This is a genomic window from Rhodococcus sp. MEB064 (assembly GCF_000834565.1).
In the GTDB taxonomy this organism is placed as follows: domain Bacteria; phylum Actinomycetota; class Actinomycetes; order Mycobacteriales; family Mycobacteriaceae; genus Rhodococcoides.
Genome location: NZ_JXQS01000058.1, coordinates 295,135 through 319,757, shown reverse-complemented (window position 1 = coordinate 319,757; position 24,623 = coordinate 295,135). Strand labels below are relative to the sequence as shown.

22 protein-coding genes and 1 pseudogene are annotated in these 24,623 nt (G+C 66.8%); 11 read left to right on the top strand and 12 right to left on the bottom strand.

The window, feature by feature from the left end; all coding sequences use genetic code 11:
* Positions 1-48: 48 nt before the first annotated feature.
* Genes RU01_RS20150 through RU01_RS20140 form a run of 3 tightly spaced genes read right to left on the bottom strand, consistent with a single transcriptional unit; the run spans position 49 to position 3,710 of the window.
* Positions 49-1,320 (bottom strand): phosphoribosyltransferase family protein, encoded by a 1,272-nt coding sequence (locus RU01_RS20150; protein ID WP_042576330.1) that lies wholly within the window; start codon positions 1,318-1,320, stop codon positions 49-51.
* Positions 1,317-2,489: an HpcH/HpaI aldolase/citrate lyase family protein gene (locus RU01_RS20145; RefSeq protein WP_042576329.1), complete on the bottom strand. Its 1,173-nt coding sequence runs from the start codon at positions 2,487-2,489 to the stop codon at positions 1,317-1,319. The genes RU01_RS20150 and RU01_RS20145 overlap by 4 nt, the downstream gene beginning before the upstream one ends.
* A gap of 15 nt (positions 2,490-2,504) precedes the next feature.
* Positions 2,505-3,710, bottom strand: coding sequence for a hypothetical protein (locus RU01_RS20140; RefSeq protein ID WP_052493380.1), 1,206 nt, complete (start codon positions 3,708-3,710; stop codon positions 2,505-2,507).
* 105 nt (positions 3,711-3,815) lie between these two features.
* On the opposite strand from RU01_RS20140, the gene RU01_RS20135 reads away from it, so the two are divergent.
* Both RU01_RS20135 and RU01_RS20130 read left to right on the top strand, forming a co-directional pair.
* A complete protein-coding gene (locus RU01_RS20135) occupies positions 3,816-4,391 on the top strand; it encodes a TerD family protein (protein ID WP_027506015.1) in 576 nt (191 codons plus the stop codon).
* Positions 4,392-4,566: 175 nt separating this feature from the next.
* Positions 4,567-5,682 (top strand): DUF475 domain-containing protein, encoded by a 1,116-nt coding sequence (locus RU01_RS20130; RefSeq protein ID WP_042576328.1) that lies wholly within the window; start codon positions 4,567-4,569, stop codon positions 5,680-5,682.
* Between the two features lie 72 nt (positions 5,683-5,754).
* On the opposite strand, the pseudogene RU01_RS20125 reads toward RU01_RS20130, so the two are convergent.
* The 3 genes and pseudogenes from RU01_RS20125 to RU01_RS20115 form a co-directional block, all read right to left on the bottom strand.
* Positions 5,755-5,991: pseudogene (locus tag RU01_RS20125) on the bottom strand (LuxR C-terminal-related transcriptional regulator); the annotation flags it as partial.
* Positions 5,992-6,200: 209 nt separating this feature from the next.
* Positions 6,201-6,782, bottom strand: coding sequence for a GNAT family N-acetyltransferase (locus RU01_RS20120; RefSeq protein ID WP_042576327.1), 582 nt, complete (start codon positions 6,780-6,782; stop codon positions 6,201-6,203).
* Positions 6,779-8,155, bottom strand: a complete 1,377-nt coding sequence (locus RU01_RS20115) for a glycosyltransferase 87 family protein (protein WP_042576326.1) — start codon at positions 8,153-8,155, stop codon at positions 6,779-6,781. The genes RU01_RS20120 and RU01_RS20115 overlap by 4 nt, the downstream gene beginning before the upstream one ends.
* A 158-nt stretch (positions 8,156-8,313) precedes the next feature.
* On the opposite strand from RU01_RS20115, the gene rpsF reads away from it, so the two are divergent.
* The 6 genes from rpsF (at position 8,314) to dnaB (ending at position 14,532) form a co-directional block, all read left to right on the top strand.
* The gene (gene rpsF, locus RU01_RS20110; RefSeq protein WP_042576325.1) at positions 8,314-8,601 is read left to right on the top strand and encodes a 30S ribosomal protein S6; all 288 of its coding nucleotides are present in this window, start codon (positions 8,314-8,316) and stop codon (positions 8,599-8,601) included.
* A gap of 81 nt (positions 8,602-8,682) precedes the next feature.
* Positions 8,683-9,231: a single-stranded DNA-binding protein gene (locus tag RU01_RS20105; RefSeq protein WP_042576324.1), complete on the top strand. Its 549-nt coding sequence runs from the start codon at positions 8,683-8,685 to the stop codon at positions 9,229-9,231.
* Positions 9,232-9,273: 42 nt separating this feature from the next.
* Complete coding sequence (gene rpsR, locus RU01_RS20100) at positions 9,274-9,516, top strand: 30S ribosomal protein S18 (protein WP_027506021.1); 243 nt, start codon at positions 9,274-9,276, stop codon at positions 9,514-9,516.
* A 14-nt stretch (positions 9,517-9,530) separates the two neighbouring features.
* On the top strand, positions 9,531-9,989 hold the full coding sequence (gene rplI, locus RU01_RS20095; RefSeq protein WP_042576323.1) for a 50S ribosomal protein L9: 459 nt from the start codon (positions 9,531-9,533) through the stop codon (positions 9,987-9,989).
* Positions 9,990-10,304: 315 nt separating this feature from the next.
* Complete coding sequence (locus RU01_RS20090) at positions 10,305-12,578, top strand: SulP family inorganic anion transporter (protein WP_042576322.1); 2,274 nt, start codon at positions 10,305-10,307, stop codon at positions 12,576-12,578.
* A 565-nt stretch (positions 12,579-13,143) separates the two neighbouring features.
* Positions 13,144-14,532 (top strand): replicative DNA helicase, encoded by a 1,389-nt coding sequence (gene dnaB, locus RU01_RS20085; RefSeq protein ID WP_042576321.1) that lies wholly within the window; start codon positions 13,144-13,146, stop codon positions 14,530-14,532.
* A gap of 2 nt (positions 14,533-14,534) precedes the next feature.
* Here the strand turns inward: dnaB and RU01_RS20080 are convergent, their stop codons facing one another.
* Positions 14,535-15,071: a YceI family protein gene (locus RU01_RS20080; protein ID WP_042576320.1), complete on the bottom strand. Its 537-nt coding sequence runs from the start codon at positions 15,069-15,071 to the stop codon at positions 14,535-14,537.
* Between the two features lie 132 nt (positions 15,072-15,203).
* Here RU01_RS20080 and RU01_RS20075 point away from each other — a divergent pair, with 132 nt between their 5' ends.
* A complete protein-coding gene (locus RU01_RS20075; RefSeq protein ID WP_042576319.1) occupies positions 15,204-16,082 on the top strand; it encodes a dioxygenase family protein in 879 nt (292 codons plus the stop codon).
* A 1-nt stretch (position 16,083) separates the two neighbouring features.
* Here the strand turns inward: RU01_RS20075 and RU01_RS20070 are convergent, their stop codons facing one another.
* Positions 16,084-17,469: a GGDEF domain-containing protein gene (locus tag RU01_RS20070; protein WP_197074831.1), complete on the bottom strand. Its 1,386-nt coding sequence runs from the start codon at positions 17,467-17,469 to the stop codon at positions 16,084-16,086.
* 249 nt (positions 17,470-17,718) lie between these two features.
* On the opposite strand from RU01_RS20070, the gene yczE reads away from it, so the two are divergent.
* Entirely contained in the window at positions 17,719-18,393 is a 675-nt protein-coding gene (yczE, locus tag RU01_RS20065; RefSeq protein ID WP_082043260.1) for a membrane protein YczE, read from the top strand.
* Here the strand turns inward: yczE and RU01_RS20060 are convergent.
* Positions 18,336-18,731 carry a hypothetical protein gene (locus RU01_RS20060; protein WP_042576317.1) on the bottom strand — a complete coding sequence of 132 codons (396 nt, stop codon included), beginning with the start codon at positions 18,729-18,731 and terminating at the stop codon, positions 18,336-18,338. The two genes, yczE and RU01_RS20060, sit on opposite strands and share 58 nt — an antisense overlap.
* Before the next feature lie 139 nt (positions 18,732-18,870).
* On the opposite strand from RU01_RS20060, the gene RU01_RS20055 reads away from it, so the two are divergent.
* Positions 18,871-19,572, top strand: a complete 702-nt coding sequence (locus RU01_RS20055) for a type 1 glutamine amidotransferase domain-containing protein (protein ID WP_042576316.1) — start codon at positions 18,871-18,873, stop codon at positions 19,570-19,572.
* A gap of 96 nt (positions 19,573-19,668) precedes the next feature.
* Here the strand turns inward: RU01_RS20055 and nuoN are convergent, their stop codons facing one another.
* Genes nuoN through nuoL form a run of 3 tightly spaced genes read right to left on the bottom strand, consistent with a single transcriptional unit; the run spans position 19,669 to position 24,622 of the window.
* A complete protein-coding gene (nuoN, locus tag RU01_RS20050; RefSeq protein ID WP_042576315.1) occupies positions 19,669-21,195 on the bottom strand; it encodes an NADH-quinone oxidoreductase subunit NuoN in 1,527 nt (508 codons plus the stop codon).
* Positions 21,192-22,739 carry an NADH-quinone oxidoreductase subunit M gene (locus RU01_RS20045; RefSeq protein WP_042576314.1) on the bottom strand — a complete coding sequence of 516 codons (1,548 nt, stop codon included), beginning with the start codon at positions 22,737-22,739 and terminating at the stop codon, positions 21,192-21,194. The genes nuoN and RU01_RS20045 overlap by 4 nt, the downstream gene beginning before the upstream one ends.
* Entirely contained in the window at positions 22,736-24,622 is a 1,887-nt protein-coding gene (nuoL, locus tag RU01_RS20040) for an NADH-quinone oxidoreductase subunit L (RefSeq protein WP_042576313.1), read from the bottom strand. The genes RU01_RS20045 and nuoL overlap by 4 nt, the downstream gene beginning before the upstream one ends.
* Position 24,623: the final 1 nt, after the last annotated feature.

Sequence of the window (24,623 nt, the reverse complement as noted above, 5' to 3'; positions counted from 1 at the left end):
CGTCGGCAGCGTAGGAACCGAAAGCGGGCCCGTGCAGAGGCGTCGTCATCACGCTCGCCCGATCAACGAACTCGGATCGGAATGGACGACAGCGACGGTGACGTCGATGCCGGCGCGGGTCAGCGCATCCACCAGACCGTCGGGTCCGACCAGTTCGGCGGTGTCGGCGGGAGTGTCCACCACGAGCAGCACCGGTGTCGGCGAGTCCTCGTCGGCGACGCGGGCGTTGTACAAGTGCCGACGCGGTGCGCTCCCGGATTCCGGTGCGACGAAGGAGAACCCGCGTCGCAGCGGGTACCCGGGCACATCGAGCACGTACGCCGGTGATCGTGTGGTGGTCTGGAACAGGGTGGGCGTGCCTCGGTCGGCCAGCGCTCCGGCGATCCGCAGCGGCAGGTACATGAACTCCTCGTGCCCGACGACGACGAGAGGTTCGGGGCCGATTCGGGTAGCGAGGGTATCGGCGACGGCAGTCAGCGCGTGCTCGAACGCAGCGGCGTCGGTGGACCGGAATCCGTGCCGACCTCCGTCGGGAACCCCTGCGGGCCAGTCGATGTCGATGCGGGTCACCGAGCCGGCGCTCACCGCGTCGGGACTCTCGGGGGTGGGCGGGAGCGCCGCGACGGTCTCGACGATGTCGTCGGGCAGGTGCACCGTTCCCGTGGCGAGGGAGACGGAGTCGATGATGACGCCCATCTCGGCCGCGGCCTGCTCGGTGGCACGGCGATGTGCGCCGGTGCGCATGTCGACGAGCGAGGCGATCACGTACCGCGCGCGTGGCGACATGGCGTGCAGGGCTCGGACGGCTTCGAGAGCCGTTGTTCCCGTTGATATCTCGTCGTCGACGAGGACCATCGGGATGTGGGGCGGAAGGTCGAGGTGTGCATCGGCGGGGAGGAGAAGGTGATTCGTCGCATGCGAATGCCCTTCCTCGAACGTGCCGTATATCGGGAAGCCGTCGACCGGCCTGCGGGTGGAGTGGAGGTAGCTCGTCGCTCGTAATCGCGTCGCCACGCAGTGGCCCAGGCCGGTCGCCGTCTCGGCGAATCCCAGGACCACGACACCGTCCTCACTGCCGGTGAGGACGTCGGCGCAGAGCGACCCGAGGAGTTCGCCCGCCGCGATGACGTGCGCGGGTTCCTGCGGGATGTGCTTGCCCAGCACGGTGGACACCAGCAGGTGGGCGCGCTTGGGATTGCGTCGTAGTCCGGGTTGGACCAGATCTCCCACCCGCATGCCGACCGACGAGTTGCCGTGCTCGAGAACCAGTCCCAGTTCGGCTGTCGCCCAGGGCAACAGCCGATCCACGGGCCGGCTCATGCAACGTTCCCGCGCGGTCGCGCCAGTGCCTGCATGACGTCGACGAACGAGACGTTCTCGGCGGTCACGCCGAACACCGCGGCGCGGCGCAGTGTCTGTTCGGCCCACGGTCGATGCGGGCCGATCTCGTTCATCTTGTTGCCGTAGCCCGACGCCATGACGCCGCCGCCGCTGGTCGCCGACGCGATGGCCTGCGCGTCTTGATATTCCTCGTGCGTCACGACCGACAACGAGTGCACGGCAGCGACGTGCGACGGGTGGATCACCGTCTTGCCGTGCAATCCGTTGGCCCGATCGAGCGCGACTTCGCGGAGCAGGCCGTCGATGTCGCGGCTGACCAGCTGCTGACGGAAGCGGACGGCGTCGTGTTCGGCGAACGGGGTGGCGCGCAGCATCGGACGGAACAGTCGTTCGTGGTCGGCGAAGTACTCCCACACCGGGCCGGTCACGACGAATCCGGTGCCGTCGCTGCGGCCGAGATGATTGACGACGGCGCCGATGGTGTCGGCGACGACGCGGACGTCGTAGATGGTCAGATCGCGGTCCCGGCGGATGCCGAACGCGCTGCTCATGTCGGTCGCTCCGATGCGGACGGCGAGAACCGAATCCCGGTGCCGTCCCAGCACCTCGCGGGCACCGATCAGTTCCTCGTCGCGTGTTTCGCGGTAGACCACCTCGGGCGACTCCACCACCGGCATCACCACCAGGTGTCGCCCGGATGCGGCGGAACGCTCGGAGACGCTGCGGAGGAACGCCTCTCCGCTGACCGGGCGGAACTTCGGTAACACGAAACCGGTGAGGACCTCGAGACCCGGGCCCAGCCGGTCGCACACGAAGTGCATGTCGTCCTCGGTGCGCACGCGGACGAACACGGCAGCGTCGGGCGGTGTGTCCGCCAACTCGTCGAGAGCCGCGATCACGGCGGCCCGAGCCATGTCGAGGTCCGCGTCGGCCACAGCGTCCTCGAGGTCGAGCACCATCGACCGCGATCCCTCCGCGGCGCGCTTCGTGACGGTCGCGACGAGGCCGGGCCGCGTCGCCGGGATGTAGAGGGTGGCCCCGAGCGCGAGCGCCCTGGTCCTCATGTCACTCGACTCGTCGACCTGTTCGGGAGGTCGGTGGAACAAGTAGTCGAGGGTAGCGGGCTCCAGATGAGAGAAGTGCTGCACTGCAACCCTTTCTGTTCACGTATGGCCGTGTCGACCGCGAATGCGATCGACCACACCGGAGATGAAGTCACCGATGGAATCGAGTTCTCGGAGGTACGCCCAGTAGTCGGGCCGCCCCGTACCGAGCGCCCGAGTGGCCCGCTCGATGCGTGCGAGCTGAGCATCCAGCACCGAACCCCATTCGGCAACCATTCCTCGGTCCACCACCAGGAGTTGCGCATCGCGCAGTCGGAAGCGCACGCGCTGCTCGACCGACGCCGGGTCGTCCCGGACCTCGCGGAGACGCGCCAGCCGGCCGGTCACGGCTTCGATGTCGGCTTCCGCGTCGGCCAGGTCGGCGCGCGCGGCCGTGATCAGGTCCAGGGCAGTCTCCGGGTTCCCGGCTCCGAGGGCGTCGGCGGCGGCATCTATGTCCCGAGTGGCAGCGGCGACGTGGGCGTCGCAGTTGTCCCGAGCCCTGGCCAGATCGTTCGAGCTGGCCGCGACGAACTCACGGAGCAGTGCGGAGTAGGCCGGAGCGATGTTCTCGGCCTTGGTGCCCACCGCCTGCAGCCGGGTGCGTACCGACGCGAGTGCCGTCGTCGCAGCTCTGGACCTGCCGGGTGCCTCGGCGAGAGCCGTCCGCAGGACGTCCGACGCGGAACGGGTGTCCGCTGCCGCCCGGGTCACGGCCGGTCCGCTGCCCGTCGCCTCCGCGCGCTCCAGCGCTGCCAGCGCAGCGTGCACACTGCCGACGCCGGCGACGACCGACGGGTAGCGGTGATGCGGTTCGGACCCGGTGACGGCGGCCAGGACGGTGTTCGCGGCGGAACGGGCATCCTGCGCGAGTCGGGGGACGGCCGCGTACTCGCTCGTCGCATGCTCGAGTCGGGCTCGGTAGTTCTCGTAGAAACGGTCGACGGACGCGCTCGCGGCCGTGAGCTGGGAAATCGCGGTGGCGAAAGCGTCGTAGGCCGTCTCGGAAGCATCGGACTCGGGACGCTCGGTCGCCATCAGATAGGACGCGCCGGCCGCGAAGCACTGTTCCTCGACGCTGCGCCACTGCGTCCGGAGGCCGTCGTCGGATCGCCCCAGGCGTTCGAGCGCGTCCACCCCGGAGGACGCGATGGACTGCCGCTTGTCCATGTCGAGGAATGTCGTCACCGTGGCCGCCCTGATACCGGCGACGGCGTCGAGTCGCGCTTTGCCGCGGCTCAGGCGTCCCGGCCAACGGTGTGTCACGTCTGCGATGCTACCGACGCCGTATTTCTTCGACTTCCGGGAACGCGCGCAGCCGCCGGGACGTTTGCGGTATGAACAACCGAAGCAACCGAAAGGACACTTCTCATGGGCGTCAGCTTGACCAAGGGTGGCAACGTCTCCCTCACCAAGGCCGCTCCCAACCTCACGGCCGTCTCGGTGGGCCTCGGGTGGGACATCAGGACGACCACCGGCACGGACTTCGACCTCGATGCCAGTGCCATCGCGCTGGGCACGGACAAGAAGGTCGTCAGCGACCAGCACTTCGTGTTCTTCAACAACCTCAAGAGCCCGGACGGCTCGATCGAGCACACCGGTGACAACACCACGGGCGAAGGCGACGGCGACGACGAGGTCATCAACGTCGAACTCTCCGCCGTTCCGCCGAACATCGACACCATCAACTTCCCCGTGTCCATCTACGAGGCGGACGCCCGGTCGCAGTCGTTCGGTCAGGTCCGCAACGCGTACATCCGCGTCGTCGACAAGTCGAACGGCACCGAGCTTGCCCGATACGACCTCAGCGAGGACGCCTCGACGGAGACTGCCATGGTGTTCGGCGAGCTGTACCGCAACGGCGCCGAATGGAAGTTCCGCGCCGTCGGCCAGGGTTATGCATCGGGTCTGGCCGGAATCGCCCGCGATTTCGGAGTCAACGTCTGACCCTTCTATAGGAGTAATGTCCCGTTCGACGGGGTATTTGCCTTCGGCACCGGAGAGTGTTGCTCGTCGTCACCGTGGTTGTCCCGCGGGCGGCGCCGCGACACTCTCCGTTGTCTGTACGGGGTCGAACCTCGGCCGTGCACCTTCGAACGTCAGCAGAGAAAGGCCACACGCCGTGGTTCTACGAATATTCGGGTGGTCCTTCGCGATCACCGCCGTGTCCGTTGTCGTGGCATTCATCTACGGCAGCTGGGAAGCCGTAGCCCTGGTGTTGATCCTCGGAATCCTCGAGGTCTCGTTGTCCTTCGACAACGCGGTCATCAATGCGACCGTCCTGCGGCGGATGAGCGAGTTCTGGCAGAAGATCTTCCTCACCGTCGGCATCATCATCGCCGTCTTCGGTATGCGGTTGGTCTTCCCGTTGGTCATCGTGTGGGTCGCGTCGGGTCTGGGCCCGGTCGCCGCACTACGCCTCGCGCTGAACCCGCCCGCCGACGACGCCGCATACTTCCCCGACGGCAGCCCGTCGTACGAAACCCTGATAACCGACGCTCACCCGCAGATCGCGGCGTTCGGCGGCATGTTCCTGCTGATGCTCTTCCTCGGCTTCATCTTCGAAGAACGCGAGCACACGTGGCTCTCCTGGATCGAGAAGCCCCTCGCGAAGGCCGGCAAGCTCGACATGGTCGGCGTCATCGTCGCCGGCATCCTGCTGGTCCTCACCGCGGAACTGATCGCGGAGGACGACAAGATCTCCACCGTCATGGTCTCGGGCGTGCTGGGCATGGTCACCTACATCGCGGTCAACGGGCTCGGCAACCTCTTCCACGTGCCGGGCGAGGACGACGAGGAGGAGGCGAGCAGCGGACCGTCGGATCTGGCGAAAGCCACCGGTAAGGCCGGCTTCTTCCTGTTCCTCTACCTGGAGGTCCTCGACGCGTCCTTCAGCTTCGACGGCGTCATCGGCGCGTTCGCCATCACCGCCGACCCCATCATCATCGCGTTGGGCCTCGGGTTCATCGGCGCGATGTTCGTCCGGTCGCTGACGGTCTACCTGGTCCGCAAGGGCACGCTCGACGACTACGTCTACCTCGAGCACGGCGCGCACTGGGCCATCGGCGCACTGTCGATCATCCTGCTGGTGTCCATCGGCGTGCACATCAACGAGATCATCACCGGACTGGTCGGCGTCGTCCTCATCGGACTGTCGTTCTTCTCCAGCGTGCGGCGCAATCGCCGACTCGCGGCCGAGGGGCATTCCGACGAGGCCAAGGTCGACATCACGGGCTGACCCCCTCACGAGAAGAGCCGCCCGGCGTCGCACATGCGAGGCCGGGCGGCTCTTTCGTCGGTGTGGGGTGGGTCAGAGTTCGTCGATGTCGACGAGTCCGTCCTGCAGCGCCCTGGCCACCAGGGACGCCTTGGTGGGGGCGGGACGTCCGACAGCCGCGTACTTCTGACGGATGCGCGTGAGGTGGGTGTTGACGGTTCCGAGGGAGAGGAACAGGTGTGCGGCGACGGCCGGCTTGGAATCGCACCGGAACCAGCTGACCAGGACCTCGATCTCGCGGACGGTCAGGTTCGGGCGAGGAAGACCGGTCTGCTCGGCCGAGTCGGGTGTGGTTCTCGCGCCCGGATTCGTCATGGTGGCCATAAGTTCTGCTCTCGTTTCCCCGGAACCGGTCAGCCGACCGGTTGTGTCCCATGTTCTACACCGATCAGTCGGTTTTGTCACCGGCAGACCGTTGTCGTTCCGAGCATGGCCGGGTGGTGTGAAGATTCTGCAAAACACACAGGTGGGGCGCGCACTCAGCCGCGCAGGCGTGCACGCAGCGCGTCCGCGGCGGCGGGCCACTCGTCGTCCGTCATGGAGAACAGTGCCGTGGTGCGCCACGAGCCGTCCGGGCGCGCCCGGTGCTTCCGCAGCAGGCCCTCGAACTGCGCGCCCAACTTGGCGATGGCCGCGCGTGACTGCGCGTTGTTCGAATCGGTGTGCCACTCGACCCGCACGGCCGCACGCGGACCGAAGGCGTGATCGAGGAGCAGGTACTTCGATTCCGGGTTGATCCGCGTCCCCTGGGCCGACCGCGACAACCAGGTGTACCCGATGGCGAGGCTGCGGTTGCGGTGGTCGACCTGGTAGTACGACGTCGTCCCCACGGCGACGCCCGTGTGCGCGTCGCGCTGCAGGTAGGCGATTCGCGCGGGATCCGCGAGAGCCGTGTCGATGTACGCGGCGGCACCGGCACGGTCGGACACGACGGCGCCCGTCCACCGGAAGATCTCGGGGTCGTCCGCGGCGGTGAGCAGCTCGTCCGCGTGGTCGGTCCGCAGGGGCTCGAGGTGCACATGATCACCGAGCAGCGGAAAGGTCTCGTCGGTCGCACTCATGCGGACACCTCGGTGATTCGGGGGGACGGGGGGTCGACGACTCGGACGGGCGACTCGGAGTGTCGTCGTTCGCGCGACCGAGCGAACAGCACGATCAGCACCACCAGCAGGGCCGCACGACCCCACACCCCGACCAGGACGACGTTCTCCTCCGTCGAGGCGTCACTGCCGCTGGACAGCGCCGCGAAGTACTTGAACACACCGATTCCCATGACCAGGTCGGCGAGCAGATACGCGGTCACCACCTGCCACGGGATGCGGAGCAGGACGAAGAACGGAACGAGCCAGAGCGTGTACTGCGGCGAGTGCACCTTGTGGAACAGCAGGAACGACGCCAGCATCACCGCGCTGATCTGTATCCACGGGTACGTGCCCTCCGTTCCGTAGCGGCGCCAGCCGAACCACAGTGCAGCGGCGAACGCTGCCAGGACGAACATCGGTGACAGGACCGACACCATCGACTGGTAGGCGGCCTCGTTCGCCTCGCTCGTCTCGGGCGATGTGGACGGTGTCGCGTAGAGGACGCGCAATCCCCAGTACCAGATCGAGTTGGTGGTGATGTCCGCCTCGCGCATCTCCTGGAAGGCGAACGACGCACGCCAGCCGTCGTATCCGATGAGGGCGAACGGCAGATTGACGGCTACGACGACCGCGCCGGCGACAGCGACGACGGCGGCGGCGCCCCGGACGTCGAGCCTGCCCGGAACGGCGAGCTCACGTCCGCCGCGTCCGCCGACCAGGACGAACAGCGCGAGTGGCAGGACGAAGGCGCCCGGATAGAGCTTGAGGCAGAACCCCACTGCCAGTAGGGCTGCCGCGAGGCATGCGCGCACCCGCAGCGGCCACGTCGTGGACATGACGTAGACGGCGCCCACCGCGGTGGCCACGACGGGCAGCTCCCAGTTGTGGAACGCGTAGAGGATCAGTGCCGGTCCTGCGGACCACAGCAGCGCGATCGAGCCGACCGTGCGGCCCAGCATCCAGGCCGTCAAGGCGCCGAACGGTGCGAGCAGCACGGCGGAGTAGAAGAGGAACTGGGCATCGGTGTGGCTGGCGAGCCCGCCGATCCACATCAGGATCCCGCTGAGCACGGGGTACTCCACGGTGCCGCCGATCAATGTCCCGTCGGCGGAGATGCCGCCGTTCAGATACGGGAAGATGTGCTGGTCGATACCGCGGTCGAGCCAGAGGAACTGGATGTCCGAGTAGCAGACGGACGAGTCCTTGATCCGGTCGAACACCAGGCTGCGGCCTGCCTCGTCGAACGGCGCTCCGGTGCAGCGGGCCTTGTTCAGGTAGCCGAGAATCATCGTCACCACGGACACTGCGGTGACGACCGTCGCGGTCGCGACACCTGCACGGCCCGTGGTCATGGGGACAAGACTAGGTGCCGTGGCTCCCGCACCGTGAATGCCGACGATTTCACTCTGAGTGTTCTCCCGGGTACCCTGGACCGGTTGCTGACGCAACGACCCTCCTGTCACGGATCGTCCGTGACCGTTTCACAGTCCATAGGAGGTGATGAGGTCTTATGCGTCATTACGAACTGATGGTCATTCTCGACCCCAATCTCGACGAGCGCACGGTCGCCCCGTCGCTGGATACGTTCCTGAACGTCATCCGCAAGGACGGCGGCAAGGTCGACAAGGTCGACGTGTGGGGAAAGCGCCGTCTCGCCTACGAGATCGACAAGCACGCGGAAGGCATCTACGCGGTGATCGACATCAACGCGGAGCCCGCCACGGTGTCCGAACTCGACCGCCAGCTGGGCCTGAACGAATCGGTGCTCCGCACCAAGGTTCTGCGCCGCGGCAAGTGATCCGTATCTGTCACCGTATCGCCCTAGGCTGACGGCAACAGAGAAAGATCATGCGCTGACAAGGCACGAGAAAGAGGAATCATGGCAGGCGAAACCGTCATCACCGTCGTCGGGAACCTGACGGCCGATCCCGAGCTTCGATTCACCCCCGCAGGTGCGGCGGTCGCGAACTTCACCGTCGCGTCCACACCCCGCACCTTCGATCGCCAGAGCAACGAATGGAAAGACGGCGACGCTCTTTTCATGCGGTGCAACATCTGGCGTGAGGCTGCGGAGAACGTCGCGGAGTCCTTGACCCGCGGCGCACGAGTCGTCGTGACGGGCCGGTTGAAGCAGCGTTCCTACGAGACGCGTGAGGGCGAGAAGCGCACTGTCGTGGAGCTCGAAGTCGACGAGGTCGGCCCCTCCCTGAAGTACGCGACGGCCAAGGTCAACAAGGTCAGTCGCGGCGGCGGTGGAGGAGGCGGCAACAGCGGCGGCGGGTTCGGTTCCTCCGGTGGATCGGGTGGTGGCTCGTCGAGCCGTCAGTCCGGTGGCAGCTCGGGCGGCGACGATCCGTGGGGCAGCGCTCCGCAGGCATCGGGCTCGTTCGGCGGCTCCCGTGGTGGCGACGACGAACCTCCGTTCTGATTCTTCACCCACATGCAGTGAACAAAGATTCGGAGTTTGTACATGCCTAAACCGCCATTGCGCGACAAGGTGATCAAGAAGAAGGTGTGTGCCTTCTGCAAGGAAAAGAACACGTCCATCGATTACAAGGACACGACACTGCTGCGTAAGTACGTCAGTGATCGCGGCAAGATCCGCGCTCGTCGTGTCACCGGCAACTGCGTCCAGCATCAGCGGGACATCGCCATCGCAGTCAAGAACTCGCGTGAGGTAGCACTGCTGCCCTACGCGGCGACTGCGCGATAAGGGGAAAGGTAACCATGAAGCTCATCCTCACCGCTGATGTCGACAACCTCGGCGTTCCCGGAGACACCGTGGAGGTCAAGGACGGCTACGGCCGTAACTTCCTCCTGCCCCGTGGGCTGGCCATCGCGGCCACTCGCGGAGCACAGAAGCAGGTCGAAGGCATCCGCCGCGCCCAGGAAGCTCGCGCCGTGCGCGGGCTCGACCACGCCAACGAGCTCAAGCAGGCCATCGAGGCCCTCGAGTCCGTGACTCTCGCGGTGCGTACCGCGGGTGGTTCGGGTAGGCTCTTCGGTTCGGTCACCGCAGCCGACGTCGCCGCCGCGCTCAAGAGCGCCGGCGGACCCGTCGTCGACAAGCGCAGCATCGAACTGCCGAAGTCGCACGTGAAGTCCACGGGCAAGCACCGCATCTCCGTCGCGCTGCACCCCGACGTCACCGCGGCGTTCGACCTCGAGGTCACTGCCTCGGAGTGATCCTCCCATCTCCACCACGAAGACCCCGGCTGTTCGCAGCCGGGGTCTTCGTGCATTTGCGTGCATTCTGTTCTCTACACCCGCTGCATTCTTCGCGCCATTCACAGCCGATTTTTTATGCTCGGCGAGTGTTTCTGCCGGCACTTTCTGGTGCCGTGCCCAAACATCGTGTGAAGGCGGTCTCGATCCACCTCCAGGGTCTGCAGTGCTCCGAAAGCCTTACGTACCCTTTGGGAAGTCTTGACTCATTCGTCGAGCATCCCTGATGACGTAACCGCACAGACAAACACCCACGTGTCGCCTGGAGGTTCACTCGTGACTGCACAACTCGACCGACCATCGTCCGACTATCCGCCCGTGTCCCTGCAGCCGAATCCGATCCGCGATCGTGTGGCGTCCATCCTGAGATACGACGTGCCCGCCTCCCTGGTGGTGTTCCTCGTCGCGGTCCCACTCTCCATCGGTATCGCGGTCGCGTCCGGCGCCCCGGTCATGGCGGGGCTCATCGCCGCCGTGATCGGTGGCATCCTGGCGGGGCTTCTCGGAGGCTCACCCCTTCAGGTCAGTGGCCCGGCCGCCGGACTGACGGTCGTCGTCGCCGAGTTGGTCGCCCAGTTCGGATGGCGCGTCACGTGTCTCATCACGGTGGCCGCGGGCGTTCTGCAGGTCGGTCTGGGATTGAGCAGGATCGCTCGCCAGGCGTTGGCCATCTCACCCGTGGTGGTGCACGCGATGCTCGCGGGCATCGGTATCACCATCGCGCTGCAGCAGATCCACGTTCTTCTGGGCGGTGACAGCAAGAGCTCCGCGATCGAGAACATCACGTCGCTCCCGGCGTCGCTCGTCGATGCGGAGCTCGCGTCCGTCGCCATCGGTGCAGTGGTCGTCGCCCTGATGCTTCTGTGGCCCCGCATCAAGGGTCCGCTGGGCAAGGTGCCCGGTCCTCTCGTCGCGGTCGTCGCCGGCACCGGTCTGTCGCTGGCCCTCGCGATGGATGTCGAACGAATCGACCTGCCCGGCAACCTGATCGACGCCATCGAGCTGCCGCTCCTGCCCGAAGGGCAGTGGATGGGATTCGCGACCGGTGTGCTCACCATCGCGTTGATCGCCAGCGTCGAGTCCCTGCTGTCCGCAGTCGCCATCGACAAGATGCACTCGGGTCGGCGCACGAACTTCGACCGTGAACTGATGGGACAGGGCGCCGCCAACATGGTGTCCGGTGTCGCCGGCGGACTTCCGGTGACCGGAGTCATCGTGCGCAGCGCGACCAACGTCAAGTCCGGTGCACGCTCGCCGGCTTCCGCTGTGCTGCACGGTGTCTGGGTCCTCGTCTTCTCCGTGCTGTTCATCGGTGTCGTCGAGCTGGTGCCGTACGCCGCACTCGCCGGTCTGTTGGTGATGATCGGTGTGCAGCTGGTCAAACTCGCCGACATCAAGTCGGCGAAGCGGACCGGTGACGTCGCCGTCTATGCCGTGACCGTCGTCGGTGTGGTCGCGCTCAACCTCCTCGAGGGTGTCCTGATCGGTCTGGCTCTGTCGGTGCTGCTGGTTCTGCGTCGAGTGCTCTGGGCGCGTGTGCGGTCCGAGGAAGTGGGTGCCGACTCCTGGAGAGTTGTCGTCGAGGGTTCGCTGAGCTTCCTGTCGCTTCCGCGACTGACCCGTGTGCTGCAGGCCGTCCCGGCCGGCCGCTCGGTCACCGTCGAACTGGTCGTCGACTTCCTCGACCACGCGGTGTACGACGCTCTGCACGAATGGATCCGGCAGTACGAGGCCACCGGCGGCACCGTCGTGGTGGACGAGGTCGGCGCTGTCGACATGGAGTCGGCCACCGAGGGTCCGCCGAAGCGCCTGCCCAACCTTCTCTCCGCTCGTACGTTCATGCCCTGGTCGCAGTGGCAGACGGTGGACAGCCATTCCGGACCGTTCACCGCCGACGCTGTCACCCCGGCAGCGCTGCGGCCGGTCCTGGCCGGCGTGGAGGAGTACCACCGCCGGAGCGCGGACTCCATGCGTCCGCACCTCGAGAAACTGAGCGAGTTCCAGGACCCCGATACCTTCTTCCTGAGCTGCGTAGATTCACGGGTGATGCCCAACACGATCACCAGCGCAGGCCCCGGAGACCTGTTCACCGTCCGCAACATGGGCAACCTGATCCCGGTGGGCGCCCCGGACACGTCGCTGGAAGCGGCACTGCACTACGGAGTCGGCACGCTGAACATCAGCTCGATCGTGGTGTGCGGTCACTCCGGGTGCGGAGCCATGCGGGGATTGCTGGCCGGTGCCCACGACGGTGACGGGGTCGTCGCCGACTGGCTGTCGCACGGCCGTGCGAGCCTCAGTGCGTTCCGCAGCGGGCACCCTGTGGCTCGGGACGCGGCAGAATTGGGCTTCTCGGACATCGACCAGTTGGCGATGGTGAACGTCGCCGTACAACTGCAGACGCTGTCCCGACACTCCGTGGTGGGCAAGGCCTCCGCGGAGGGTCGCCTCCGCGTCGTCGGCTTGTTCTTCGACATCCCGACGGCGCGCGTACTCCTGGTCGACGCGGCCTCCGTGACCGAGCTCCGGGAGCCGATCGACGCCGGCTGAACCACCGACCGACCCTGACGGGCGCCGCGACGCACTGTGCGTCGCGGCGCCCGTGTCGTGTGCGCCCTCGGACGTGGATGCCCGGCGTGAAACGAGCCACGGTGAGTGTGCCGTGACGGTTTTCCGGACCGGATCAGAATTCGCTGGCCGTTTACCACCGGTTACCGAGATGTGAGCTGCGTCATGTTGATAAGTGCGGCCGTCCGAGACCTGACACGCCCGACATGTCAACTCGGCGGGACACGCCGAGGCCGCATTCATCCACAGACGGTCAACAATCGAAACGGCTCTGACGTGCGACGACACCCACTGTGATGTTGTTGGTCCCCAGGTTCTGCACAGGTGGTCAACACGGCTGTCCTGCGGTATCCCCAATTGCTCCACAGGTTCGCCAACATGACGGTTTGGCGCTGCGGTTCACAAGCCCTAACGTCCCTCCGGCACACCATCTCGAGCTCACGGCACACGTGTCGGACGTCGGGAGTACAAGTTGTCTGCGACGGCGTTGTGTCCGAAAATTCTTCGGTCACGCGCCGGTCGACGAGCGAGGGAGAGGGCGGCATCCGTGGCGGTCGTGGACGATCGAGGAGCGAACGACTACCAGGGACCGTCCGAGGCGCCGGGCGAGGACTTCGGTCGTCAGCCCCCTCAGGACATGGCGGCCGAGCAGTCGGTACTCGGGGGCATGTTGCTCAGCAAGGACGCCATCGCCGACGTCCTCGAGGTCCTGCGGCCCGGTGACTTCTACCGCCCCGCTCACCAGATGGTCTACGACGCGATCCTCGATCTGTACGGCCGCGGAGATCCCGCCGACCCGGTGACGGTCTCGGCCGAACTCGAGCGTCGCGGCGAGCTCAAGCGCATCGGCGGACCGCCCTACCTGGTCACGCTGACGCAGACGGTGCCCACCGCGGCCAACGCGTCGTTCTACGCGGAGATCGTCGTCGAGAAGGCCATTCTGCGTCGCCTCGTGGAGGCCGGTACCCGCATCGTGCAGTTCGGCTACGCCGGCGCCGACGGGCAGGACGTCGCGGAGGTGGTGGACCGCGCGCAAGCCGAGGTCTACGAGGTCACCGAGCGTCGTACCGCCGAGGACTTCGTCCAGCTCGAAGAGCTGCTGCAGCCCACGATGGACGAGATCGACTCCATCGCCAGCCGCGGCGGCATGTCGAACGGCGTGCCCACCGGCTTCACCGAACTCGACGAGGTCACCAACGGCCTGCATCCCGGCCAGATGATCATCGTCGCGGCGAGGCCTGGTGTCGGGAAGTCAACGCTCGGAATGGATTTCATGCGCTCGTGCTCCATCAAGCACGGCATGGCCAGCGTCATGTTCTCGCTCGAGATGAGCCGGACCGAGATCGTCATGCGTCTGCTCTCCGCCGAAGCCAAGATCAAGCTCGGCGACATGCGCTCGGGAAAGATGACCGACGACGACTGGACTCGTCTCGCTCGCCGGATGAGCGAGATCAGCGAGGCGCCGCTCTTCGTCGACGACTCTCCCAACCTCACGATGATGGAGATCCGCGCCAAGGCGCGACGCCTCAAGCAGCGGCACGACCTCAAGTTGATCGTCATCGACTACCTGCAGCTGATGTCGTCGGGCAAGAAGGTGGAGTCACGCCAGCAGGAAGTCTCGGACTTCTCCCGTTCGCTGAAGCTGCTGGCGAAGGAACTGATGGTGCCCGTCGTGGCGATCTGTCAGCTCAACCGTGGTCCCGAGCAGCGCACCGACAAGAAGCCGATGGTCTCCGACCTCCGAGAGTCGGGTTCGCTCGAGCAGGACGCCGACATGGTCATCCTTCTCTACCGTCCCGATGCCACCGAGCGGGACGATCCGCGCGGCGGCGAGGCCGACCTGATTCTGGGTAAGCACCGAAACGGCCCGACCGCGACCATCACCGTTGCGCACCAGCTGCATCTGTCGCGCTTCGTCGACATGGCGCGGGGATAGGTCTAGCGGGGTAGTTCGGCCTCGAAGGTGACGGTCACGTCGTCGACCACCTTCATTGCCCCCAGCAGCTGCGAGTAGGGCTTGATGTCGAAATCCGTCTGTCGGACAACGGTATTCATCGACACGGTTCTGCCGTCGACGGCGATGTCGACCGTGCGCGTGCGGCTCACGCCGTGGATCTGCAGCGTGCCGGTCAGGCGGTAGCCCTCCTCGGTGGCCTCGACATCCGTCGTGTCGAAGTGGATCTCGGGGAACTTGTCAGCGTGGAACGTTCCCAGTGCGTTCGACCGCGCCAGCATCTTCTCCGGTCCGATCAGCGGGGTGACACCGCCCTCACCCGACACCACCTCGAGGGAGTCGACGGGTACCCGCAGGCTGACCGAGGTGGGCTGACCGTCGGTCTGCTCGACAGTGGCCTCCCACGTCGCCATGCGCAGACGCAGTCGGTGCCCCATCTTCGAGGCGCGTCCGGTGACGCCCGTTCGTATCTCCAGCGCACCGCCGTCGGAGGCCGACAGGGTCCATGTCGAGGAAGTCATTGCACCGACTGTATCCACAGTTCGCCCGAACCCCCCGGGACGTGTCCCGGGGAGCTCCCAGCGTGACCCCGGGTTCGTCGCAGACGGGCCCTGTTGTCTGGTGTCGACCACCAACCGTCCACGGAGGAATCGATGACACACGACCACGATCGCGGCCTGGGCCACGACATGACGACGATGCTGTCCCGGCGACGCGCCCTGCTGGTGTTCGGCACCGCGAGTGCAGCGGCCCTCGCGGCGTGCTCGTCCGGAACCTCGACGCCGGCAGTGGAGACGGCCGCGTCGTCGTCGAGTGCCGAGACCGCCGCGGCCGGAACATGTGTCGCTGCCGTCCCGCAGGAGACGGCGGGCCCGTATCCCGGAGATGGAAGCAACGGCCCGAACGTGCTGATCGAGTCGGGGATCGTCCGCCAGGACATCACCACCAGTTTCGGGTCGTCGACGGGAACTGCGGACGGCGTGCCGACCACCGTCTCGATGACCCTGCAGGACCTCACTGCGGACTGTGCGCCGGCTGTGGGGATGGCCGTGTACCTGTGGCACTGCAACCGGGACGGCGAGTACTCGCTGTACGGCGACGGCATCACGGACCAGAACTATCTGCGCGGCATCCAGGTCGCGGACGCGTCCGGGAAGGTGTCGTTCACGTCGATCTTCCCGGCCTGCTATTCCGGTCGCTGGCCTCATATCCACTTCGAGGTCTTCGAGTCCCTCGAGGCCGCGGTCGCCGGCGAGAGCGCTCGCCTCACATCGCAGATCGCAGTGCCTCAGGAGGCGTGCGCCACCGTATTCGATTACGACAGTGGATATTCGAGCAGTACGGCCAATCTGTCGAAGGTGTCGTTGGCGTCCGACAACGTCTTCGGCGACGGATGGGATGCGGAGCTCGCGACGGTGACCGGAGAACCGTCGAGCGGGATGGAGGTGTCGATCACCATCGGCGTCGCCGCCGCGTCCGAGAACACCGCGGCCGCGCCGTCGGGCGGTATGGGCGGGCCGCCGCCGAGGTAGTTCACACCAGGTCGACGGAGACCACGGTGTTGCGTCCGGATCGCTTGGCGTCGTACAGCGCGTGATCGGCGGAGATCAACAGGGGCGACACCGAGGGAGGTGAGTCGTTGGTCCACGCGAGCCCGATGCTGACGGTGGCGGTCCGCGCGGACAGGACGTGCAGCCGCTCGTGGTCGCGGCGGATCAGGTCGGCGATGGCAGCCGCATCATCTCGGCCGGCGCGGGGGAGCAGCACGGCGAACTCCTCCCCGCCGATCCGCCCGGCGATGGCGTCGGTCGGCAGTGCTCCGAGGATGCAGGCGGCACTGCGCACCAACGCGATGTCTCCGACGGCGTGACCGAGGGTGTCGTTGATGGATTTGAAGTGATCGAGGTCCAGCATGAGGAGGGCGACGGGTCCGGAATCGGCGAGCAGTCGTTGCTGGCTCCTGCGCAGAAATGCTGCGCGAGAGAGCACTCCGGTCAGGCTGTCGTACTCGAGCGCAGCGCGCAGCTTGTTCTGGACGGCCATCCGGTCGAGGCACACCGTGGCGACGAGCAGCGGGCCGAGGGCGATCAACGCGACCGACAGGGTGGCCGTCGCGCCGTCCTGACCGTCGGCGCCCAGGATTCCGCCGGTCTCCAGAGCGCCCTGGCCCAGGAGGACGAGAGTCCACCCCGCCCACAGCGCGGTGAGCAGCGCTGTTCCGAGCATCGGAATCCGTGTCGCACACCAGAGTAGGGCCGGTAGCGGCAACGCCAGCAGCAGCGGACCCTGCACTCCCAGACCGACCAGCATGAGCGCGACGGTGAGGGCCACAGGTGCCCACTCCCAGGCAAGTGTCGACTTCGAGGTGGGTCTGCGCCGAGGCGTCGATGCTCGGATCGACAGGAAGACGGGTACCAGCAGCAGGTAGCTCGTGACCTCGGAACTGAACCAGCTGAGCGCTTCGACGGCCGGTGCACCGGGGTCGGGATGTCGCGCCGACAGGGCGGCGACGGACGCCGACAGGATCGCGGCCACGACGATGCCGATGCACATTCTGGAGAAGTCGGCGGAGCCCGACAGGGTGAGAGGTTCGTCTCGGCGGTGGCGGATCACGAAGGAGCCGCCGATCACTCCGACGATGTTGGCCACGTTGAATGTCACGGCCGCGTACGTGTCCGTGCCCGACACCAGATCTGCGGCGATCAGGGCCACCAACGCCGCGGCCACGGCAGTGACGGTGAACATTCTGGGCCACCGCGCGAACACGGCGAGCGCGACGGCGTTGGCCAGCCATACCGAGGCCAGCAGTCCGGGCGGGCGTGACTGGATGCCGACGAGTGCCGCGACGAACACGACGACCGCGAACAACGCCACGTACGTCGTCGCGCGCGACACGGGTACGTCGATCGAACGGGTCACGGGCAGGGCCATCCTTCGTAAGGAAAGGAACCCCCTGTGACTTTTCAGTCGTTCCCAGCCATGTTGTTGGTACGAAGTGCAGTATCCACTACCTCAACGTGCCGTGAGGGGGTTGAGGCACACGCGGTCCGCCGGGTCATGCTTCGCGCTCGCGTGAGAGCCGAGAATGGGAACGGAACCTACGAATGCAGTCCACCTGCGTGCAGTGGCCTGCTCTGGCGACGTACGCGAGCGGCGAGACTCGAGCGCATGACCTACTCCGCTCTGCGCGATACCGCGCTGCGTACGGGACTTCTGATCGGCGGTCTCGCGCTCTACGGCACCTCGATGGCCATGATGATCGCGGGCGGACTCGGCCTCAACCCGTGGGACGTGTTGCACCAGGGCCTCGAGAACCGCCTCCCGGTGAGCTTCGGTGCGGTGACCGCACTGACGGGAGCCGTGGTTCTGCTGCTGTGGATACCGCTGCGCCAGCGTCCGGGCATCGGCACCGTCGCCAACATCGTCGTCATCGCCGTGACGGTCGATCTCGCGCTGACATTCCTGCCGACGAACAGCGGTCACCTGGTCGGATCGGCGCTGCTCGTCGGTGGGGTGGTCCTCAACGGACTGGCGACCGCGGCGTACATCTCCGCCGGGCTGGGCGCGGGCCCGCGCGACGGCCTCATGACGGGGCTCGTCGCGCGGACGGGTATGACGGTGCGCTCCGTTCGCACGGCGATCGAAGTGACCGTGCTGGCCACGGGATGGCTTCTCGGCGGGACCGTCGGCATCGGGACCGTGCTGTACGCGCTGGCGATCGGACCGCTGGCCCACATGTTCCTTCAGGTGATGCCGCAGCGGTGGGTCACGATCGGGTCAGGTTCTCACTCCTCCGTCGGCAGGTCGGTGCCCGCGGAGAGGATGCCGACCGAGACGCCGTAGGGAAGGAACCGCACCTTGCGGCTGGGATCGACGTTGTCACGGTGGGCCCGGAGTGCGTCGAGTTCCGTCGCGAAGACCTGGTCGACACCGGCCGTCCCGGTCTCGTCGACCGTGTAGATCGCCCACACACCGTCGCCCTTCTGACCGGTGGTTTCAGGCTCGGGCGCAGTGGCCTTGCCGGGGGCAGCCCCGAACAGACCGGCCCAGGGCACGTCGACGCCCGACTGGTTGGCCTTCTTCATCGCCTGACCGAGCATGTCGCGGATGCCGTCGCCGGCCTCGCGTGCGACGCGCTCGAAATCCTCGGGATCGAAACCGAACTGTCCGTTGCCGCTCATGACTACCTCGCAGAGTGTGAAGTGACTGTGATGGGTGCAACGAATGGGCGGCCTCGTCCGTTCCCGCGTTGTGAAGGTCGTCCGGGGGTACCCCCGGATCGAACACGACCACATTTCTACGACGGATGGACATCACCTCATGACGAAACTGCTCTTCGTGGTCACCGGATCCGATCACTGGACCCTGAACGACGGGACGAAGCACCCCACCGGCTACTGGGCGGAGGAGCTCGTGGAGAGCCACCGGACCTTCACCGAGGCAGGGTGGGATGTCGTCGTCGCCACTCCCGGCGGCGTGACGCCCACGGTCGACCAGGGATCGCTCGCAGTGGAGGCCAACGGCGGCGACGAGAGCAAGGTCGCCGATCAGAAGCAGTACCTCGAGTCCATCGAGGGCGTGCTGGCCTCCCCCGCTCGCCTCGAGGATCAGACCGCGTCCTCCTTCGACGTCGTGTTCGTCCCCGGCGGTCACGGTCCGATGGAGGATCTGGCCGTGTCGACCGACTTCGGAGCCCTGGTCACGGAGTTCCTCGAATCGGGCAAGATCGTGTCCGCCGTCTGCCACGCGCCGGCAGCTCTGCTGTCCGCCACCCGCGACGACGGCAGCTGGCCCTTCTCGGGATACAAGCTCACCGGCTTCACCAACGAGGAAGAGGAGCAGGCCGGTCTCGCCGCCAAGGCACCCTGGCTGCTCGAGACGCGGTTGCGCGACGGCGGAGCCGAGTTCTCCTCCGGCGACGCCTGGGGACCCCACGTCATCGTCGACCGCACGGTCTTCACGGGCCAGAACCCGGCGTCGACCAAGCCGCTGGCGGACAGGCTCGTCGCTGCCCTGAGCTGACCAACCACCCCCCCACCCCCGCGAGTACGTCCATAACGTCGCAACTCCCCCTGGAATCACGACGGTATGGACGTACTCGCGGGGGGTTATGGGTGGTCAGGCAATGGCTGCGGCCGCTCGCTCGGCGAGGTCGAGCAGGGGCTGGGGGAAGACGCCGAGCGCAACCGTGACGATCGCGCAGACACCGATGGTCAGGGCGGCACCGGGACTTCGGCTCATCGTCACGGAATCCCCGTCCGCGTCGGTGAAGAACAGGACGACCACCACCCGGATGTAGAACGACGCCGCGATGGCGCTGCTGACGACTCCGACGATCACGAGAGCCGTACCGCCGTCGGCAAGGGCCGCCTGGAACACCGCGAATTTGCTGGTGAAACCGCTGGTCAACGGAATGCCGGCGAACGCGAGCAGGAACAGCGCGAACGCGCCCGCCACCGCCGGGGACTGCCGACCCAAGCCCGCCCACCGGCGCAGTTCCGACACCTCGCCACCCTGGTCGCGGACCAGCGACACCACCGCGAACGCACCGAGGGTGCTGAACGCGTAGGCCGCGAGGTAGAACAGCGTCGCCGAGACACCGGGGCCTCCGGCGTAGACACCGGTGAGGATGAACCCGGCGTGGGCGATGGAGGAGTAGGCCAGCATCCGGATCACGTCGGTCTGGGTGACGGCGATGACGGCACCCACCAGCATCGTCACGATGGCGACGGCCCAGAGCATGGGACGCCATGCGTCCTGCAGATCGGGGACGCCCACGACCAGGATGCGGACGAGGGCGCCGAAGGCCGCCACCTTGGTTGCCGACGCCATGAAGGCCGTCACCGGCGTCGGGGCGCCCTGGTAGACGTCGGGGATCCACGAATGGAACGGCACCGCACCGACCTTGAACAGCAGTCCCACCGCGACGAGGCCGACGCCGAGAACCCCGAGCACGCGATCGCCGTCGGCCACCGCCAGGTCGTCGAAGCGCACGCTGCCCGCGTAGCCGTAGAGCAGCGCCGTCCCGAACAGGAAGAATGCCGACGAGAAAGCGCCGAGCAGGAAGTACTTGAGCGATGCCTCCTGCGACAACAGGCGTCGACGACGGGCCAGCCCGCACAGCAGATAGAGCGGCAGCGACAACACTTCGAGGGCGACGAACATCGTCAGGAGATCGTTCGACGCGGGCAGCACCATCATGCCGCCGACGGCGAACAGTGTCAGCGGATAGATCTCGGTGCGGGTCACCTTCGCGGTGACGGCGCGGGCCTCGGCGAGGCTGCCGGGGACGACCGACGCGAGAGGTGTGAAGGCGTCCGCCGCTTCCGCTTCGGGATGGTCGACGGTGCGATGGGCCATCAGCGCGATCGATGCTGCCGAGACGGTCAGGAGCACACCCTGCAGGAACAGTGTCGGCCCGTCGACGACGACGGACCCGGCCGCGGCGACGGTACTGGTGCCGGCCAGCGCGACGACTGCCACCAGTGCCGCGGCGAGGGACCCGATGCTCAGGACGAGGTGCGTCGTCCGCCGGCGTTCGGCGGAGACGAATGCCTCGACGAGAACTCCGATCACCGCTGCTGCCAACACGATGATCATCGGCGAGAGCAGGCTGTACTCGATCGACGGCGTTTCGACGGTCATGGTTGCGCCACCCCTGTCTCCACCTGTTCGACGGATGTGCGTTCGACTGCGGGCGTGATGACGTCGAGAAGCGGCTTGGGGTACACCCCGAGGACGATCACCAACGCCAGAAGTGGTGCCACCACCGCTATCTCGCGCGGTACGAGGTCCCCGATGCGGTCGGAGCCGGCGGCTGCCGGACCTGTCATCACGCGTTGGTAGAGCCACAGCACGTACATCGCGGACAGCACGAGCGCGCTCGCGGCGATCACCGCGGCGACGCCGTATCGGGGGAACGTGCCGATCAGGACGAGGAACTCGCTGACGAACGGGGCGAGCCCGGGTAGCGACAGTGTCGCGAGCCCGGCGACGAGGAAGGTGCCCGCCAGGATCGGCGCCACCTTCTGCACTCCTCCGTACTCGGCGATCAGAGCAGTTCCTCGACGGGTGACCAGGAATCCGGCCACGAGAAACAGTGCAGCCGTAGCAATCCCGTGATTCACCATGTACAGCGCGGAACCGGCCTGCGACTGGCTGGTCATCGCGAAGATGCCGAGGATGATGAATCCGAAGTGCGAGATCGAGGTGTAGGCGATGAGGCGCATGATGTCCGTCGACCCGATCGCGAGGATCGCGCCGTAGACGATGCCGACCACGGCGAGGGTGATCACGAGCGGCGCGAAGGTGGCCGACGCGTCGGGAAAGAGTTGCAGGCAGTACCGCAGCATGCCGAACGTGCCGACCTTGTCCACGACGGCCATCATCAACACGGCTGTCGCAGGCGTACTTTCGGTCGCCGCCCCGGGTAGCCAGGTGTGCAGGGGCCACAGCGGCGCCTTCACGGCGAAGGCCACGAGGAAGCCGAGGAAGATCGCGTTCAGGACGCCCGGCGACGCACCGAGTTCTCCCGCCGCGGCCGCGTCGGCGATCGCCCGCACGTCGAACGTCCCGGACTCGAACGGGCTGGTGTCCGACGCGGTCACCACGTAGAGACCGACGACCGCCGCCAGCATCACCAGTCCGCCGACCAGGTTGTAGAGCAGGAATTTCACCGCCGCGACACGTGATCGCGCCGCGTCCCGTCCGAAGCCGCCGATCAGGAAGTACATCGGTACGAGCATCGCCTCGAAGAAGATGTAGAACAGCAGGATGTCGAGGGAGACGAAGGACACCATGACCATCGACTCGACGACCAGGATCAGGGCGACGTAGGTCTGGGGGCGTCGTGAATCCTGCGCGTGTGCGGTGTCGTTCCACCCGGCCAGCAGGAGCAACGGCACCAGCACGGCGGTCAGCAGGACCAGTGTCAACGCGATGCCGTCGATCCCGAGTGTGTAACCGGCGCCGAATGTCGGTATCCACTCCCGTGATTCGACGAACTGGTAGCCCTCACGCCCGGGCTCGAAGTTCACCGCCAGCGCAGCCGCGAGGACGAGGACCGCGCCGGCCGCACCGACCCCGGTGATCCGCGCGGCGCGGCTGTTCGATCGCGGGACCGCCATGACGGCGAGGGCGCCGAGCAACGGACCGATCCACAGCGCGCTGAGTACGGGAATGTCGGTCATCGCGTCACCCCCAGTGCCACGGTCAGGGCGACGACGACGAGAACCGCGCCGGTGAACATCGAGAGCGCGTAGGACCGTACGAAGCCGTTCTGCCAGCGTCGCAACCGCGTCGAGGCGGTGCGGACCGACAGGGCGAAGGCCTCGACGACGCCGTCGACCCCGGCGCGGTCGGCTGTCACGACGGCCTCGGTGACGCGCCGACCCGAACGCATGAACACGGCTTCGTTCACGGCGTCTCCGTACAGATCGCGTCGTGCCGCGGTGGTGAGCACCGACCCGGCAGGGGCGGTCCGCGGAACAGTCGATCGGCCGTACATGCGCAGCGCCACGGCGATTCCGGCGGCCACGACGACGAGGACGACGGCCGTGACGATCCAGGCGGGCACGACGTGAGCTGCCTCGTGCTCGCCGACGACCGGGGCCAGCCACCCCTCGAGTCGGCTCCCGACCGCGAGAAGTGCTCCCGCGCCGACAGATCCGACCGCCAGCACGATCATCGGTGCCGTCATACTTACCGGCGCCTCGTGGGGGTGCGCATGGTCCGTCCACCGACGCTCGCCGAAGAAGGTGAGGACCATGACACGCGTCATGTAGAAGGCGGTCAGACCCGCGCCGACCAGGGTGGCGATTCCCAGCAGAACACCCTTGACGCCGCCGGCGTCGAGAGCGGCCTCGATGATGCCGTCCTTCGACCAGAATCCCGAGAACGGGGGCACTCCGATGATCGCGAGGTAGCCCAGCCCGAAGGTCACGAAGGTGACGGGCACGACCGTCCGCAGGCCGCCGAACCGGCGCATGTCTGTCTCGTCGTCCATCGCGTGCATGACGGAGCCCGCGCCGAGGAAGAGTCCCGCCTTGAAGAAGCCGTGCGTCAGCAGATGCATGATCGCCACCGCGTAACCGGCCGGACCGAGACCCGCGGCGAGGACCATGTAGCCGATCTGGCTCATCGTCGACGCGGCCAGAGCCTTCTTGATGTCGTCCTTGGCGCAGCCGATGACGGCGCCGAAGAGCAGCGTGACCGCACCGACTGCAGCGACGACGTTCTGGGCGACCGGCGACGCCTCGAACACCGCGCCGGACCGCACGATCAGATACACCCCGGCGGTGACCATGGTCGCCGCGTGGATCAGGGCCGACACCGGAGTGGGCCCCTCCATCGCGTCGCCGAGCCAGGACTGGAGCGGCACCTGGGCGGACTTGCCGCAGGCGGCGAGGAGAAGCATCAACCCGAGTGCTGTCGCCGTGCCGGCGCCGGCGTCGCCGATTCCGGAGAACACGTCGTCGTAGGAGACGGAGCCGAACGTGGCGAACATGATCATCAGGGCCACCGCCAGGCCGATGTCGCCGACCCGGTTGACGACGAAGGCCTTGCGCGCCGCTGTCGCGGCGGAGGGCTTGGCCGACCAGAAGCCGATCAGCAGGTAGGAGGCCAGTCCGACGCCTTCCCAGCCGACATACAGGCCGAGGAAGTTGTCGGACATGACCAGCAGCAGCATCGCGGCGACGAAGAGATTGAGATACGCGAAGAAGCGGCGCCGGTCGGGGTCGTCTCGCATGTAGCCGATGGAGTAGACGTGGATCAGGGCGCCGACTCCGGTGATCAGCAGGACGAAGCAGACGGAGAGTTGATCGAGCCGGAGCCCGAGGTCGACCTGGAGGGTGTCGACGGGTATCCACGAGAACACGGTGCGGGAGAGGGTCCGGTCGTCCTCGGCGCGGCCGGCCATGTCGAGGAACGTCACCACCGCCACGACGAACGATGCGGCCATCGCCGCGAAGGCGAGCAGATGGCCCCACGCATCGGTACGTCGACCTCCGAGGAGGAGCACTGCCGCGCCGAGGAGTGGGATCATCGGCAGTAGAACGAGATTCGTCCCCATG